General features: G+C 43.9%; 16 protein-coding genes. 12 read left to right on the top strand and 4 right to left on the bottom strand.

Going from position 1 to position 14,652, the window contains the following annotated elements:
* Window positions 1-55: 55 nt before the first annotated feature.
* Entirely contained in the window at window positions 56-1,459 is a 1,404-nt protein-coding gene (gene nrfA / locus FLM48_RS04250) for an ammonia-forming nitrite reductase cytochrome c552 subunit (RefSeq protein WP_179023693.1), read from the top strand.
* A 55-nt stretch (window positions 1,460-1,514) separates the two neighbouring features.
* On the opposite strand, the gene FLM48_RS04255 is transcribed toward nrfA, so the two are convergent.
* The gene (locus tag FLM48_RS04255) at window positions 1,515-2,057 is read right to left on the bottom strand and encodes an isochorismatase family protein (RefSeq protein WP_028772546.1); all 543 of its coding nucleotides are present in this window, start codon (window positions 2,055-2,057) and stop codon (window positions 1,515-1,517) included.
* A 248-nt stretch (window positions 2,058-2,305) separates the two neighbouring features.
* On the opposite strand from FLM48_RS04255, the gene FLM48_RS04260 reads away from it, so the two are divergent.
* The 5 genes from FLM48_RS04260 to aroG all read left to right on the top strand — a co-directional run bounded on the left by FLM48_RS04260 (window position 2,306) and on the right by aroG (window position 7,017).
* The gene (locus FLM48_RS04260; RefSeq protein WP_028772547.1) at window positions 2,306-2,644 is read left to right on the top strand and encodes a P-II family nitrogen regulator; all 339 of its coding nucleotides are present in this window, start codon (window positions 2,306-2,308) and stop codon (window positions 2,642-2,644) included.
* Window positions 2,645-2,655: 11 nt separating this feature from the next.
* Window positions 2,656-3,906 (top strand): ammonium transporter, encoded by a 1,251-nt coding sequence (locus FLM48_RS04265; RefSeq protein WP_179023694.1) that lies wholly within the window; start codon window positions 2,656-2,658, stop codon window positions 3,904-3,906.
* A 92-nt stretch (window positions 3,907-3,998) separates the two neighbouring features.
* Entirely contained in the window at window positions 3,999-4,337 is a 339-nt protein-coding gene (locus FLM48_RS04270; protein ID WP_372847447.1) for a hypothetical protein, read from the top strand.
* 83 nt (window positions 4,338-4,420) lie between these two features.
* Window positions 4,421-5,584 (top strand): lipopolysaccharide assembly protein LapB, encoded by a 1,164-nt coding sequence (locus FLM48_RS04275; protein WP_179023696.1) that lies wholly within the window; start codon window positions 4,421-4,423, stop codon window positions 5,582-5,584.
* Between the two features lie 380 nt (window positions 5,585-5,964).
* A complete protein-coding gene (gene aroG / locus FLM48_RS04280; protein WP_179023698.1) occupies window positions 5,965-7,017 on the top strand; it encodes a 3-deoxy-7-phosphoheptulonate synthase AroG in 1,053 nt (350 codons plus the stop codon).
* A 65-nt stretch (window positions 7,018-7,082) separates the two neighbouring features.
* Here the strand turns inward: aroG and FLM48_RS04285 are convergent, their stop codons facing one another.
* Complete coding sequence (locus FLM48_RS04285; RefSeq protein WP_157577481.1) at window positions 7,083-7,259, bottom strand: hypothetical protein; 177 nt, start codon at window positions 7,257-7,259, stop codon at window positions 7,083-7,085.
* A 339-nt stretch (window positions 7,260-7,598) separates the two neighbouring features.
* Here FLM48_RS04285 and FLM48_RS04290 point away from each other — a divergent pair, with 339 nt between their 5' ends.
* Both FLM48_RS04290 and FLM48_RS04295 read left to right on the top strand, forming a co-directional pair.
* Window positions 7,599-9,374 (top strand): ABC transporter ATP-binding protein/permease, encoded by a 1,776-nt coding sequence (locus tag FLM48_RS04290; protein ID WP_179023700.1) that lies wholly within the window; start codon window positions 7,599-7,601, stop codon window positions 9,372-9,374.
* A 90-nt stretch (window positions 9,375-9,464) separates the two neighbouring features.
* Window positions 9,465-9,728: a hypothetical protein gene (locus FLM48_RS04295; RefSeq protein WP_028772553.1), complete on the top strand. Its 264-nt coding sequence runs from the start codon at window positions 9,465-9,467 to the stop codon at window positions 9,726-9,728.
* Window positions 9,729-10,082: 354 nt separating this feature from the next.
* Here the strand turns inward: FLM48_RS04295 and FLM48_RS04300 are convergent, their stop codons facing one another.
* Window positions 10,083-10,595, bottom strand: a complete 513-nt coding sequence (locus FLM48_RS04300) for a phosphoglycerate mutase family protein (RefSeq protein ID WP_179023702.1) — start codon at window positions 10,593-10,595, stop codon at window positions 10,083-10,085.
* Between the two features lie 174 nt (window positions 10,596-10,769).
* On the opposite strand from FLM48_RS04300, the gene FLM48_RS04305 reads away from it, so the two are divergent.
* The 3 genes from FLM48_RS04305 to FLM48_RS04315 all read left to right on the top strand — a co-directional run bounded on the left by FLM48_RS04305 (window position 10,770) and on the right by FLM48_RS04315 (window position 12,807).
* A complete protein-coding gene (locus FLM48_RS04305; RefSeq protein ID WP_179023704.1) occupies window positions 10,770-11,369 on the top strand; it encodes a DUF5610 domain-containing protein in 600 nt (199 codons plus the stop codon).
* 90 nt (window positions 11,370-11,459) lie between these two features.
* On the top strand, window positions 11,460-12,206 hold the full coding sequence (locus FLM48_RS04310) for a ferredoxin--NADP reductase (protein ID WP_179023706.1): 747 nt from the start codon (window positions 11,460-11,462) through the stop codon (window positions 12,204-12,206).
* 10 nt (window positions 12,207-12,216) lie between these two features.
* Window positions 12,217-12,807, top strand: a complete 591-nt coding sequence (locus tag FLM48_RS04315) for a glutathione S-transferase (RefSeq protein ID WP_179023708.1) — start codon at window positions 12,217-12,219, stop codon at window positions 12,805-12,807.
* Here the strand turns inward: FLM48_RS04315 and FLM48_RS04320 are convergent.
* The gene (locus FLM48_RS04320; RefSeq protein WP_179023709.1) at window positions 12,804-13,280 is read right to left on the bottom strand and encodes a hypothetical protein; all 477 of its coding nucleotides are present in this window, start codon (window positions 13,278-13,280) and stop codon (window positions 12,804-12,806) included. The genes FLM48_RS04315 and FLM48_RS04320 overlap by 4 nt on opposite strands.
* Window positions 13,281-13,522: 242 nt before the next feature.
* On the opposite strand from FLM48_RS04320, the gene FLM48_RS04325 reads away from it, so the two are divergent.
* Entirely contained in the window at window positions 13,523-14,530 is a 1,008-nt protein-coding gene (locus FLM48_RS04325) for a Fe(3+) ABC transporter substrate-binding protein (protein ID WP_179023711.1), read from the top strand.
* Window positions 14,531-14,652 lie beyond the last annotated feature (122 nt).

Below are 14,652 nucleotides of genomic sequence, written 5' to 3' on the forward strand. Positions count from 1 at the left end.
GGCCTTGGAGATGTTGTGGTTAATAAGACTACTATAAAAGTAACATGGAGATGAGATGGTGAGAACATTAAACAAAAAATCCTTTGCACTGAGTGCATTGGTAGCTGCGAGCCTAATGGCCTCGGGCGCGTTCGCACAAACAAGCGAAACAGACCCACGTAATGAAGTATATAAAGATAAATTTTCTAAGCAATATGACAGCTGGCACGCGACTTCTGAAAGTGTTGAAGTGATTGATGCATTAGAAGCTGATCCTAACCTAGTTATCCTATGGGCAGGTTACGGGTTTGCTAAAGATTATAACAAAGCACGTGGTCACCACTATGCTGTTACTGATCTACGTGCAACATTACGTACGGGTGCACCAAAATCGGCTGAAGACGGCCCAATGCCTATGGCATGTTGGTCTTGTAAGAGCCCAGATGTACCTCGCGTAATTGAAGAGCAAGGTGAAGACGGTTACTTTAGCGGCAAGTGGGCTAAAGGTGGTGCAGAAATCGTTAATTCTATTGGTTGTGGTGACTGTCACGAAAAAGGCAAGTCAAAGCTACGTATCTCGCGTCCTTTTGCTGAGCGCGGCTTTGAAGCGATTGGTACTCCGTTTGACGAAGCATCACGTAAAGACAAGCAGTCTATGGTTTGTGCTCAGTGTCACGTAGAGTACTACTTTGAGAAAAACAAAGATCGCAAAGGTTTTGTTAAGTTCCCTTGGGACGGTGGTACTACCGTTGAAGCGATGGAAACTTACTACGATGCATTAGATTTTGCAGATTGGACTCACGCTGTTTCTAAAACACCAATGCTAAAAGCGCAGCACCCAGGTTATGAAACTTGGAAGCTAGGCATGCACGGTAAGAACAACGTTAGCTGTACTGACTGCCATATGCCACGCGTGAAAAGCCCAGAAGGTCGTAAGTTTACTGACCATAAAGTGGGTAACCCGTTCGATCGCTTTGAAGAAACTTGTGGCACTTGTCACGAGCAAAGCAAAGAGTTCATGGTTAACCTAGATAAAGAGCGTAAAGCTAAGGTTAAAGAGATTCAGCTAAAAGCTGAGAAGCAGTTAGTTCATGCTCATTTCGAAGCGGGTGCCGCTTGGAAAGCAGGTGCGACTGAAGCTGAAATGAAGCCTATTTTGACTGATATCCGTCATGCGCAATGGCGCTGGGATTATGCAATCGCTTCACACGGTGTTGCATCTCACGCTCCTGATGAAGCACTACGTGTACTAGGCACTGCAGTAAGCAAAGCCGCTGATGCGCGTATTAAGCTTGCACACTTACTAACAGCTAAAGGTGTTAAACAACCTGTAGCACTTCCTGATATCTCTACTAAAGCTAAAGCACAAGCTGCGCTTGGTATGGATATGAAGAAGATGAACGCTGATAAGAAAGAGTTCTTAGAAACTGTCGTGCCTAAGTGGGACGAAGAAGCTAAGAAACGCGAAGCAACTTATTAATGACGTTTTAGAGTGACAAAAGCCCCGATTAAATCGGGGCTTTTTTTTGAATAATTTATTTGATTAGTTTTAAAAGCGCTTTAAAGCGTTCACCCGAGGCGCACTGCTGTAATTCAAACAGCAAGGATTCTACATTTGTCAGTTGCGCACCACTTTGTTGCATCATGGTCAGGCCCAGCTGTTTGTTTGCAGCGGTGCGCGATGACACACCATCGGCAACAACATGGACATGGTAGCCGGCATCGATCAGTCCGCGATGAGTTTGGTAAACACAGATGTGGGTTTCAATGCCAACTAAGAGTACATGTTGCCGCTTTAAGGCTGATAACTGAGTGGCAAACTGCTCACAATCCATGGCACTAAAGGTCGACTTGGCAATGGGCGAGCACAATGGACTTAGCTGCTGCTGTAAAATGTCACTGGTGCTTCCAAGCTTCTCAGGAAGCTGTTCAACCCATAGGATGGGGATATCAAACAGTGCGACCCCACTAATTAGCGTGGCAAGACTTTGTTCAAGCTCTGCAGGCTCGATAACAGTTTGAGCCAATTTCCCCTGCACATCCACGAAAACTAACACGCATTCTTCTGCTTTTAACATCATCCTCTCCTCAGGTTACTTGCCAGTCTTGATAGTAACCTAGCAGCAACTTGTGCCAATTAGTATTTGGTCGAATAGTGTGCGCCGTGATTGTGCATGGCTGATATCGTCGCACTAATTTGGTGCGAACAGCGAATGTGGTTTCATGCCTGATTTTATTACATTGTTGTTTTTGTTAACTATTTAAAGTTGGCCTGATGATTGAATTGATATCTACAGCAAAAATAACAAAGCACTTGGAGGCTGGGATGAAATTAGTCAGCGCAATTATTAAACCATTTAAATTAGACGATGTTCGTGAAGCAATTGCTAGCGTTGGCATTGAAGGGATGACGGTAACAGAAGTAAAAGGCTTCGGGCGCCAAAAAGGCCATACCGAGCTATACCGCGGTGCGGAATATCAAGTGGACTTTTTGCCTAAGGTCAAACTTGATATCGCCACCAAGTCTGAGAATGTCGAACTATTAATAGAATCAATTACCGCAGCTGCTCGTACCGGCAAAATTGGTGACGGTAAAATTTTTGTCACTGACCTCGAACAAGTCACCCGTATTCGTACCGGTGAACTTGATAACGAAGCACTGTAAGGAGAATAATAATGGAAGAGTTAGCAAGCTTAGGTGCAACGGTCACTGAATTGCGTTTCGCTTTAGATACGTTTTACTTTTTGATTTCTGGCGTTCTGGTGATGTGGATGGCTGCGGGATTTGCCATGTTAGAAGCGGGATTAGTTCGCTCTAAAAACACCACTGAGATTTTGACTAAAAACGTTTGTCTTTATTCGATTGCCTGTGTGATGTATCTAGTTTTAGGCTACAACATCATGTATGTCGACAACGTTGAAGGGGGATGGTTACCGTCTTTTGGCGCCATCATTGGTAGCCAAGCCACTGATGCTGATCATGCATTGGAATCTGATTTCTTTTTCCAAGTCGTCTTCGTAGCAACAGCTATGTCAATTGTGTCAGGTGCAGTTGCTGAGCGTATGAAACTTTGGGCTTTCTTAGCATTCTCAATCGTTCTTACTGGGGTTATCTATCCTATTGAAGGTTACTGGACATGGGGTGGCGGTTTCCTTTCTGAAGCGGGCTTTGTTGATTTCGCTGGTAGTGGCATTGTTCACATGGCGGGTGCAGCCGCAGCGATTGCAGGTGTGCTATTACTTGGTGCACGAAAAGGCAAGTACAGTGCAAATGGTCAAGTGAATCCTATTCCTGGTTCTAACCTGCCTATGGCTACTTTAGGTATGTTCATTTTGTGGATGGGCTGGTTTGGCTTTAACGGTGGGTCGCAACTGCTGGTTTCTGATGCAGAAAATGCGTCTGCTGTGGCTAAGATTTTCGTCAACACTAACTCTGCCGCGGCTTTCGGTGCCATTTCAGCATTAATCGTTTGTAAAATGGTATGGGGCAAAGCTGACCTAACGATGATCCTTAATGGTGCGTTAGCAGGCTTAGTCGCCATTACTGCTGACCCATTATCTCCATCACTTACCATGGCTGGTGTGATTGGTCTGGTTGCTGGTGGTCTTGTGGTGTTCTCGATTGTTAGTTTTGACCGCATTAAAATTGATGATCCAGTGGGTGCTATCTCTGTACATGGTGTTGCGGGTTTCTACGGCTTGATGTTAGTGCCGCTATCAAATCCTGATGCTACCTTTATTGGTCAGATATATGGTGCAGCAGTGATTTTTGCTTGGGTATTCTCTGCCTCATTCTGTGTATGGTATGTGCTGAAGAAAACAGTCGGTATCCGTGTTACTGAAGAGGAAGAATACAAAGGCATGGATGCATCAGACTGCGGCATTGATGCTTACCCAGAGTTCGTCTCGGTAAAAAGTGCTAGATAGTTTCTAACTTTAAGTTGCACAAATAATAAACAGGGCATTAAGCCCTGTTTTTTTATATCATCACTTTACTAGTTACTGTTTTTGGTGATGTGATGAATCGATGTATTAAAGTATGCCTGTTGGTTTTGATGTTGCTTTCAAGCACTTTTACTTCGCATGCAGGTCAAGTGGTGGTGCGTAAATCGAGTGAGCCCTTTGATGCTTTTGCTGTGCGCGATCAAGTGAAACAGCAGCATGAATGGCAGGAGGCACTGCGTTATCAGCAGCAAATCCAAATCCTTCAATCCTTACCCTTAGGCTGTGTATTTTTACCTATTCGGTATTATCGATGTGGCCATATATACTATCGTCCTTATCAATACCAACAGCAAGATGTGTATATTCAGGTTGACCCACCGCAACACAATGAGTTGCCCGTAGATGAGCCTTAGTCACTTTTTGTAACCCTTTTGTCTGCTAACACGGCATTGTTCTATTATGCTTAATAGGTGTCTATTGCATAGGAGTGCTGATTATGAAGTGGATAATAAGATTACCAAGCATATTCACCGCCTTAATTCTGTGTGCGTGTACCTCTACCTCGGCGCCCAAACAAGCCAATGTTGAGCCTTATTTTTATGATGAGTATTTTCAAGAGGTTGACGGGTTAGTTCAGCCCGATGAATTGTTTCAGTTGCCGGATGAAGCGCGCAAGTCGTTACTATCAGCCTATCAATTAAGTCGTTTGACCCGTGGAAATAATCTCGATACCCACAAATGGTTGGCAAACTATATTAATGCCGATGACGGGGGCTTTACCTACTATGACAATATGACCAAGATTGCCAGTGAGACGTTTGATACTCGGATGGGAAACTGTTTGTCTTTGGTGTTGTTGACGGGGTCATTGGCTGATGTCATGGGGGTCAAAGTCGTTTTCCAAGATATCGCCGTTCCGCCCGTGTGGGATAAACAAGGCAGTTTTTTCCTCGTTAATGGCCATATCAATTTAAAGCTAACTCCAAAGCGCGAAGCAAACACCGTTAACTTATTATCCAGCTCTGTGCAGATCGATTTTATGCCGGAACGGGCAGTAAGAGCTTATGGTAAAGAGGTGATTAATAAAGAGACCGTGATGGCGATGTTTTATAATAATGTCGCCGCTGAATCTTTAGTCGTCGGCGATTATGATAAAGCTTACGGATTACTGAAAATTGGTTTGAGATTGAAACCTGACTATGTGCCTACCTTAAATACCTTGGCGGTCCTTTATCGCTATAAGAAGCTACAGCCCCAGGCTGAATCAGTTTATAAGCTTGCTTTAACCTATGATGACGAGGATATGCATACCCTGTATAACTACGCTATTTTACTGGCATCGCAGGACAGGCTAACTGAGTGGGCTGAAGTTCATAAGGTATTAGAGTTAGCACGTATTAGAAACCCCTATTATTACTACGATATGGCGCAGCAAGCGTATTTCGAAATGCAATATGAAGAAGCCGTGGTGTGGTATGAACGTGCCGTAGAAAAAGCGGATTATCGCCATGAGTTTTATTTTGGCTTGTCTCGAGCTTACTGGGCAACAGGAGATGAGAGAAGAGCCAAAAATAGCTTAGAAAAAGCGTTGGCTTTAACAGCTGATGATGGCAGTAAACAGCGTTATCAAGCTAAATTGCATGCTATGCAAGGTCATTAGCCATTGTGAACTGTTGTGAGGCGCTGCCTGCGAGTGGGCTTTATACCGCTTGCGGCGGTCCCTTCCAAGGTTCAAATTCGTAAGCGTCATTGCTTGAGTCGGTTGTCATAAAATTGTTATTTTATCTTTCACAGCCATAATTTCCCCCAAACTTGGCTTCATTGTCAGTTTTAATTTTGTCTTCCCTAAGTTAAGGCGCTTGCTGCCGTTATAGTAAATTGGCAGTAAGCCTTTTTATTGTTTTTAAAAACATCAGGTTATTAATAATTTATTATTATTATTAGTTCTTGCTTGCAAATGGAGGGATTACTGATAAATTGGAGTCAGTATTGCAAGAGAGAGATGTTATTTTTTAGCTGTTTTTTCGGAGTTTAAACACCATGTATTACCAGAATGATGATGTACGCATTAATAAAATTAAAGAGTTATTGCCACCAGTGGCGATCCTCGAGCGATTTCCAGCGTCAGAGCGTGCATCAGCAACGGTTTTTAATGGTCGTCAAAACATTCATAAAATACTACAAAAACAAGATGATCGCTTGCTAGTTGTGATTGGTCCATGTTCAATCCATGACCCCAAGGCCGCGTTAGAGTACGGTCAGCGCTTAGTACAGCTTAGAGAAAAGTATCAAGACCAGCTAGAAGTGGTTATGCGAGTCTACTTTGAAAAGCCGCGCACGACTGTGGGATGGAAAGGCTTGATTAACGATCCCTACATGGACAACAGTTTTAAGCTTAATGATGGTTTGCGTACTGCGCGTAAGTTGCTATTAGATCTCAATGATCTTGGCATTCCAACAGCGGGTGAGTTTCTCGATATGATCACGCCCCAATATGTCGCTGATTTAATGTGCTGGGGTGCTATTGGTGCACGTACCACGGAATCTCAAGTCCATAGAGAGCTTTCGTCTGGACTGTCTTGTCCGGTGGGCTTTAAAAATGGTACTGACGGTACGATTAAGATCGCGATCGATGCGATAGGGGCTGCCAGTGCGCCGCACCACTTCTTATCGGTCACTAAGTATGGCCATTCAGCGATTGTAGAGACTAAAGGTAACCCAGATTGCCATATCATTTTACGTGGTGGCAAACAGCCCAACTACAGTGCTGAAGATGTGGCGGAAATTACCTCACAGCTTAATACCGCCAAGCTGGCCAATAATATTATGATCGATTTTAGCCATGCTAATAGCAGCAAGCAGTTTAAAAGACAGTTAGTTGTCGCTGAGGATGTATCGGCACAAATTAGCGCTGGTGATAAAGCCATTTTCGGTGTGATGGTGGAGAGTAATCTAGTAGAAGGTCGCCAAGATTACATTGAAGGGCAACCGTTATGCTATGGCCAAAGTATTACCGATGCTTGTATTGGCTGGGATGACACAGAGCAGATGTTAGCAATGCTAAATCAGAGCGTGATAAACCGTCGCGGTTAACGGTGATAAATCGCTTAAAATAACGCATAAAAAAGGAGGCTAAGGCCTCCTTTTTCTGTTTGGTGCTAGCGCTTTAGATTGTTGATAATGTACTCATTAGCTTTAGCTAGACTACCAAAAGAAGCAATTAAATTGCTCTGGCCCTTTTGTTGGATCTCGGGATTGCCGGACTCGGTCATCATCCATACCCAAGTTTGAATGAGCGGTAGTGGAGGATATTGAACGTCAGACGATTCCTGCATAGTTATTTCCTTCATTGTTATTATTGAGCTTGTACTCACACCAAGTACCCAAGCTTAGTGATTGAACAGACGGTTCAAGAGTATCAAATTCTTTTTCTTTAGATAACAGTAAAGCCGATTAACTAGACTTTGCTACTATTAAACTTACCATTTTTTGCAACTTTAGCGTTACTTTCTGATAGTAATGCTGCGAGTGTAGCAAAAAACTCGATTTTGTACCGAATAAAATCACACAAATAGTGTAAATCTCTACGATTACGCTTTAATGACGTATAGTGAGAGCTATCAATACAAAAATGATTTATATTAAGTCATTCAAGCAGTTGTTCGGAATTCGCTATGCGCCCCTCTTTGTATTTTGATGGCCCAATCGACAAACTAAACTGGCATGTACTTAAGCTACTGTGGCCTTATTTACTGGAATTCAAAACGCGAGTTGCGTTGGCGCTCCTGTGTCTTGTGGTGGCCAAAATCGCCAGTGTGTCACTGCCATTCGTACTTAAAGATCTGGTTGACTCATTAAGTGATGGCCCGGAGAAGCTATTAGCAGTTCCCATTGGTTTAGTGGCTGCCTATGGTGCGCTACGACTACTGAACACCATTATTTCTGAAGTAAGGGACACCTTATTTGGCCGCGTTACAGAGCGAGCTATCCGCCGCTTAGGTTTGTTGGTATTTGAGCACTTACACCGATTAGATTTAGCCTTCCATTTAGAGCGTCGCACTGGCGGTTTGTCACGGGATATTGAGCGGGGCACGAGTGGCATTAATTTCCTGATGCGTTTCATGGTATTTAACATTGTGCCTACGGTGATTGAAATAGCCTTAGTCGTGGGGATCTTGTTTTATAACTATGGCTGGCCATTCGCGCTGATAACGCTGTTAGCGGTGTTTGCCTATGGCGCTTTTTCGGTGGTGGCCACAGAGTGGCGCACTGAATTTGTCCGTGAAGCAGCCAAAGCGGATTCACAATCTAATACTCGCGCAATAGATAGCCTACTTAACTACGAAACCGTGAAGTACTTTAACAACGAAGCTTACGAGGCCAAGCATTACGATCAAGCACTCACCTATTGGGAGCAGGCTAAGCGTAAGAATAGGTTATCGCTGTTTGCCCTCAATGCAGGGCAGGCTTTAATCATTTCTGTTGCCATGACATTGATGCTTGGACTGGCGGCAAAAAATGTGGTCGATGGTCAAATGACCATAGGTGATTTCGTGTTAGTGAATGCATTTATGATGCAATTGTTCATTCCGCTGAATTTTCTTGGTTTTGTTTACCGAGAGATCCGGGGGGCGTTGGCTAATATTGAGCGAATGTTCTCTCTACTTGATACCGAGCCTAAAATTGAAGATAAAGCAAACGCGACATCACCGGCATTAACACGTGGGCACTTGCAGTTTGATGGGGTCCGGTTCCAATATGATGAGCGTCCTATCATTAATGATATTAGTTTTGATGTGAAACCAGGACAAAAGGTTGCCATCGTTGGTGATAGTGGGGCAGGCAAGTCGACTATAGTGAAATTACTGTTTCGATTTTACGATACTGCAGCGGGTAAAATCAGTATCGATGGTCATGATATTAGTGAGATTTCCCAACATGCACTCCGTCAGTCTATTGCAATTGTCCCGCAAGATACGGTGTTGTTTAACGATACTTTGCTGGAAAATATTCGCTATGGCAGACCCGATGCCAGCGACGAGCAGGTCCAACAAGCGATTGAAATGGCTCACCTAGCAGACTTTATAAAGCGTTTACCACAGGGGACTGATACTAAAGTAGGCGAGCGTGGTATGAAGCTCTCTGGTGGAGAAAAACAACGGGTTGCGATAGCCAGAGCGATATTAAAAGGCTCACCTATCTTGGTGTTTGATGAGGCAACTTCGTCGCTCGATTCACACTCTGAAAAAGCCATACTGACAGCGCTAAAAGAGGTTGCTAAGGGGCACACCTCGCTGGTGATTGCGCATCGCTTATCAACGGTCGTCGATGCGGATCAAATTATTGTACTAAGTAAGGGCAATATTGTTGAACGTGGCAGCCATAGTGATTTATTGGCGCTAAATGGCTTGTATAGTCGATTATGGCGGGTACAAAATAGTGATCTATAGCAAATGTTGAAATTCGTTGTTGCTAATTCAGGCTTTATTCAGGTTAATTCTGCATAATTAAGCTTATTAAATAGCCACAGCGAGATTGTGATGAAAAATATTCCCCTACAAGTGAACATTGAAGGTCAGGCGAGTGTTGTCAATACAGATTGGCTAGCGATTATGGCTACGCTAAAAAAACGCGGTCTAGAACATGATGAATTGATGAATGTTTACTTTGAAATTTCATCGGGTCTGCGAGTGACAACTCGCGGCTTGAGCTTAGCAAAAATTAACCCCTCAACAGAGTTAACGGGTATCACGCGTGATGTCAGTTTATCTAAACAAGAATATGCATCGATAATGGTTGCATAAATAATCTAGCTGTTAGCAAGCAATAACTAAAGTTATTGCTTGCTGTCGTCGATCTTCCAGTTATCACAAAGCAAGTTAAGTTGGCTCAAGTCTTGGCTCAAAGGCGTGAGGCGAAAAATTTCCCCGCTTTTAAAGCACACACTTTCACCTTCTATCACGGTTAACCGATCACAACTCTTACAGCTAACTGATAATGGGGTGCTTTTACTGCCACTTGCAAACATAGAGTCACTCACTACTTAATCCCTCCCTGATAATATCTACTTTTAGATATAGTAGATATCACTAACATTGCAAGGCTATTAAACCGTTAAGTTAGCGAATGCGAAATTATACCTAAGTATAGTGAATTTACTAATGATATTCGGCGTCTATAAAAGAAACTTCGTTGTTTGGTGTAATAGACAAGATATACAACTTACTAAATTCAGTCTCTGGGAGACTGGGTAAAGTCGGGCCGCCTAAGGCCGTGACAATCAGTGGCACGGTATTGGAGTGACCGGCAATGATGACGTTACCCGACTGTTGGCGAGCCAATTTTGCCACGGCTTGGATGTGGTCGTCTAAAGGTGATTTGGCCACTGTAATGAGGTGGTTAAGCTTTTGCTTATTGATGATGGGCGCCAAGGTGGCCTGGGTGCGTTTAAACTGTGTTGTTAATGCGGTTGTAAATACCAGATGGGATAAGCGCTCGGCCAGATGTTGTGCACGCTGCTGCCCTTGCTCGGTAAGTGCGGGATCCTTAACATCAGACATTTTCTCTGCATGGCGCACAATAACAATGATTTGACCTGCTTGAGTCGCCATCACATCCGTTGGCGAGATAAGTGTTAGGCCCAATAAAAATACACACATTAGCCGTGTCATTGCTTAGATCCTTCTGTGAGTGATAGCGCATCATATCAAACAGTTGGCGTGAGCGGTGGCGGTTTTTTATTGATGTGGTGTGTCCGGTAGGCAGCTAACCGTAAAATTCTTCTTATGTTGTATGAAATTTGGCCGATAATATAGAGATAGCCATAGTTAACATTTGAGGTCGTTATGGAAGTCCATAATCACGGTTCGCAAGTATCTAATGTTGCAAAAAATAAGTCAGACACAGGTGCTAATCACGGTCAGTCAGTGTCAGAGGTCGCATCAAACAAAACAGCGCATTCTACCAGTAAGCAATTAATGAATACTGCGATATTGTCTGCGCAGCATGATGCCCAGCTTAGTGCTGGCGATGAGCCAATGCGGTTGCTCTATAAAGCAGCCATTGAAGCGATAAACGAAGAGTTGGCGCCAACAATGGGGGAGCGAGCCATTGAAACGGCGGTAGAGGAGGGAGTGGATACTTCTCCACAAGCCACGGCTGATCGCATAGTGAGTTTTGCCACCCAATTTTTTAGCATTTATCAACAGCAGAATTCGGGAATGGAATTTGAAGAGCAACTCGACTCTTTTATGGACGTGATTGGCGGGGCGATAGATCAAGGCTTTGACGAAGCAAAAGAGATCCTCACCAATCTAAAAGTGCTCGAAGGTGACATTGCTTTAGGTGTGGATGAGACCTACTCCATTGTGCAAGCCGGGTTACTCGACTTTAGGCAAAGTATGATGCCGACTCCGGAAGAGCCTGCACCAGAGCCATCAGAATAATACACAATAATCTAATAGGTTAACTTGACTCTAGCGGGCTAAATGGCAATGATAATTTCATATCATTGCCCTTTTCCTGTGAGGTGTTAAATGTGGATAACCGCGACAGTTGTAGAAAAAATTGTTTGGAATGACAACCTATTTTCGTTAAAGCTAGACGCCGAGGTTGCCCCATTTATTGCTGGTCAGTTTATCAAGTTGTCACAACAAATTGATGGTAAGCGTGTTGCGCGCGCCTATTCTTTAGTTAATGCCCCAGAAAGTGAATTCCTAGAAGTGTTAGCTATTGCGGTGGAAGATGGGCAGCTGTCGCCGCAACTGCAATCACTGGTTGTGGGTGACCAAATCGATATCTCGCCAAAGGCCACAGGTTTTATGACTTTAGAAGAGTTGCCCGCTATCAGTACTGAGAGCTGTTTATGGCTGTTAGCAACTGGCACCGCAGTAGGGCCTTTTTTATCGATGCTGCGCACTGCAGCGATATGGCAGACCTATCCGCATATCGCTTTAGTGTACGGCGTTCGCCAGCAACAAGACTTAGCCTATTTGGCTGACATTGAAGCACTAAAGCAACAATATGGTGAGCAATTTAGTTTTGTCGCTTCAGTAACCCGCGAAAAAGTTGACGGTGCTTTGCCTGAAAGAATAAGTGATGCCATCACATCGGGGGCACTCGAGCAAGCGGTGGGGCATCAACTCACCAGCCGTGATGCGCAAGTGATGATGTGTGGTAATCCTCAGATGATAACCGATGTGACCGAAATACTAAAAGCACGTGGTCTGGAAAAGAATTTACGTCGTAAACCCGGCCAAATCACTGTCGAAAAATACTGGTAACGGAGTCACTATGCGACTGTATTATTCTGATGCTTCACCCTATGCTCGCTGTGTGCGTGTCGCCATTCGACATCTCGCTATTGAAGGTGTCAAAGAACAAGCCATTAACCCACTACTCAATGATGAAGCTTTTGTGTCCGCTAACCCACTGGCTAAAATTCCCTGCTTAATTTTGAATGATGGTGCCGCGCTGTTTGATAGTGAGGTGATACTCAGGTTCTTAGATAGCGAGTTTGGTGAGCATTCATTGTTTGGCTTGTCTCCAACTTGGCACCAACAAACGCAATTTTCATTGCTTAAAGGTTTGCTTGATAGTGCTGTTGGTCTACGTCAGGAACAAATGCGTGAAGAAGAGGGGGTACGCTCGCCATTCTGGACCGCGCGTTTTGAGCAAGCGCTATTACGAGGGTTACAGCATATTGAGCACCATGGCGAACAGCGTACTCAAGCACTAACGGCCCACAACATTATGCTGGCTTGTTTGTTGAGCTATATAGACTTTCGTCATGGTGATATTGCTTGGCAACATGTGGCACCGAGCGTTGCTATTTGGTATCGCAGCTTCTCGGGGCATCCGGAAATGCGCGATACGCAACCTTAATCGGTGTTACGTCTGCCTTTTTTGTGGATACGGCGATTTTGCTCGCCAAAAGCGCCATACAAATCTTGAGTCACGCCATAATCACTACGGCGATCGCTGTCAGGTTGTCGCCTGTCTTCAAAGTGCTGGTAGTGGCAATGACAATCTAACTTGTCACACTCCTTTAACGGTATCGCCGGAGCTTCAGCGGAAAGAAACCGCTGCTTTTTTATCTTCTGTGCTGCATCGCAGCATTGCTGTTCACTTTCTATCGCCACAGAGTGATATGGGTGTATTGATGCATGACTACTGGTAGCGGCAGATGGCAATCGCTCTAAAGCACTTCGTGATGGTATCGGCTCATCTTGATTACCATTTCGAGCCGTTTTTCGTGCGCGTCTTGTGCGCTGAGTCTGGCCATTAGGTAGCCACATGCGCACGATTAAAGCGATAGCGACAATGAGTAACCCTAAAATAGCGACTTTGAGCAACATAACTGACCTGTTTGGGTGAGCCCTACCTCTAACACTTATAATTTAAGTAAATGCTAAAGGATAGATTGACGTTAGCTGTTAATTTTAGTCGACTTATGTAGCTTTAGCTAAATTGCGTGGTTTAGCCGTTTTTTTTGTCAATAACCTTGCTCAAATGTTGAAGTTTTATTATCCTTTTTTGCGATTGATAATAATTATCATTATTCAGAGGCGACCACTTTGTCGCTGTACGGAGAGCAAGAATGAAGATCACTACTGGCCTAGCTGTATTAGGATTAGCATGCGCAGCATCAGTCGCCAATGCGGCAGACAACCTGACTGTTTACTCATATCGTCAAGCATTTCTTATTGACCCCATTTTGGCGGACTTTACCAAAGAAACGGGTATTAAAGTTGATGTGGTATTTTCCAAAAAAGGCATTGCTGAGCGTATGATGCGTGAAGGGCGTTTATCGCCAGCCGATGTGGTACTGACTTCAGACTTCTCTCGTTTAATGGAGTTAGCCGATAAGGACTTAGTTGCGCCAGTAGCCAGTGATGCGTTAAGCGCGAATATTCCGCAAGAGTATCGTTCTCCAGAAAATGACTGGTACGCGCTGACGATGCGAGTACGTAATGTCTACTCTTCTAAAGACCGCCTTGGGAAGCTAGATCTTGATTATGAAGACCTTGCTGATCCTAAGTATAAAGGAAAAATTTGTACGCGTTCAGGCAAGCACCCATACAATATCTCTCTTGTGGCCTCGATGATTGCGCATCACGGTGAAGCTGATGCTAAGGCGTGGTTACAAGGTCTAAAGAGTAATTTAGCGCGTAAACCACAAGGTAATGACCGTGCTCAAGTTAAAGCGGTGAAAGAAGGCTTATGTGATATTGCTATCGGTAATAGCTACTACTTAGGAAAAATGTTGCAAGACCCTAAGCAAGTACCTTGGGCTGAAGCGGTGTATATTAACTTCCCTAACCAAGATAACCGCGGTTCACATATCAACGTTTCTGGTATGGCGTTAGCTAAACATTCACCAAATAAAGATAATGCTATCAAATTGATGGAGTATTTGTCTGGTGATAAAGCGCAGCAAGCCTACGCTGAAGTTAACTTTGAGTATCCCATTAAAGCTGATGTTGCACCTTCAGAGTTAGTGGCCTCATGGGGCGAGTTCAAAGCGGATAAGCTGCCAGTATTTAAGCTGGCTGAATATCATGAAGCTGCAGTTAAGTTATTAGACGAAGTGAAATTCGACCTATAACGACTTGCTAGTAAGCTAGCAAACAATGTCTGTAATTGGGAAAATAGCCTTCATTTTGAAGGCTATTTTTGATTTTACCTAATGCCTATTCGACATTGTGAGTTATAATCGTTCTTATTTAA

Origin of the sequence: Shewanella sp. Scap07, assembly GCF_013394145.1 — a bacterium.
Lineage (GTDB): Bacteria > Pseudomonadota > Gammaproteobacteria > Enterobacterales > Shewanellaceae > Shewanella > Shewanella waksmanii.

What these genes read in the sequence shown, in the direction of transcription:
- nrfA (WP_179023693.1), top strand. Translation starts at nt 56, where the DNA reads ATGGTGAGAACATTAAACAAAAAATCCTTTGCACTGAGTGCATTGGTA.
- FLM48_RS04255 (WP_028772546.1), bottom strand. Translation starts at nt 2,057, where the DNA reads ATGTTAAAAGCAGAAGAATGCGTGTTAGTTTTCGTGGATGTGCAGGGG.
- FLM48_RS04260 (WP_028772547.1), top strand. Translation starts at nt 2,306, where the DNA reads ATGAAATTAGTCAGCGCAATTATTAAACCATTTAAATTAGACGATGTT.
- FLM48_RS04265 (WP_179023694.1), top strand. Translation starts at nt 2,656, where the DNA reads ATGGAAGAGTTAGCAAGCTTAGGTGCAACGGTCACTGAATTGCGTTTC.
- FLM48_RS04270 (WP_372847447.1), top strand. Translation starts at nt 3,999, where the DNA reads ATGAATCGATGTATTAAAGTATGCCTGTTGGTTTTGATGTTGCTTTCA.
- FLM48_RS04275 (WP_179023696.1), top strand. Translation starts at nt 4,421, where the DNA reads ATGAAGTGGATAATAAGATTACCAAGCATATTCACCGCCTTAATTCTG.
- aroG (WP_179023698.1), top strand. Translation starts at nt 5,965, where the DNA reads ATGTATTACCAGAATGATGATGTACGCATTAATAAAATTAAAGAGTTA.
- FLM48_RS04285 (WP_157577481.1), bottom strand. Translation starts at nt 7,259, where the DNA reads ATGCAGGAATCGTCTGACGTTCAATATCCTCCACTACCGCTCATTCAA.
- FLM48_RS04290 (WP_179023700.1), top strand. Translation starts at nt 7,599, where the DNA reads ATGCGCCCCTCTTTGTATTTTGATGGCCCAATCGACAAACTAAACTGG.
- FLM48_RS04295 (WP_028772553.1), top strand. Translation starts at nt 9,465, where the DNA reads ATGAAAAATATTCCCCTACAAGTGAACATTGAAGGTCAGGCGAGTGTT.
- FLM48_RS04300 (WP_179023702.1), bottom strand. Translation starts at nt 10,595, where the DNA reads ATGACACGGCTAATGTGTGTATTTTTATTGGGCCTAACACTTATCTCG.
- FLM48_RS04305 (WP_179023704.1), top strand. Translation starts at nt 10,770, where the DNA reads ATGGAAGTCCATAATCACGGTTCGCAAGTATCTAATGTTGCAAAAAAT.
- FLM48_RS04310 (WP_179023706.1), top strand. Translation starts at nt 11,460, where the DNA reads ATGTGGATAACCGCGACAGTTGTAGAAAAAATTGTTTGGAATGACAAC.
- FLM48_RS04315 (WP_179023708.1), top strand. Translation starts at nt 12,217, where the DNA reads ATGCGACTGTATTATTCTGATGCTTCACCCTATGCTCGCTGTGTGCGT.
- FLM48_RS04320 (WP_179023709.1), bottom strand. Translation starts at nt 13,280, where the DNA reads ATGTTGCTCAAAGTCGCTATTTTAGGGTTACTCATTGTCGCTATCGCT.
- FLM48_RS04325 (WP_179023711.1), top strand. Translation starts at nt 13,523, where the DNA reads ATGAAGATCACTACTGGCCTAGCTGTATTAGGATTAGCATGCGCAGCA.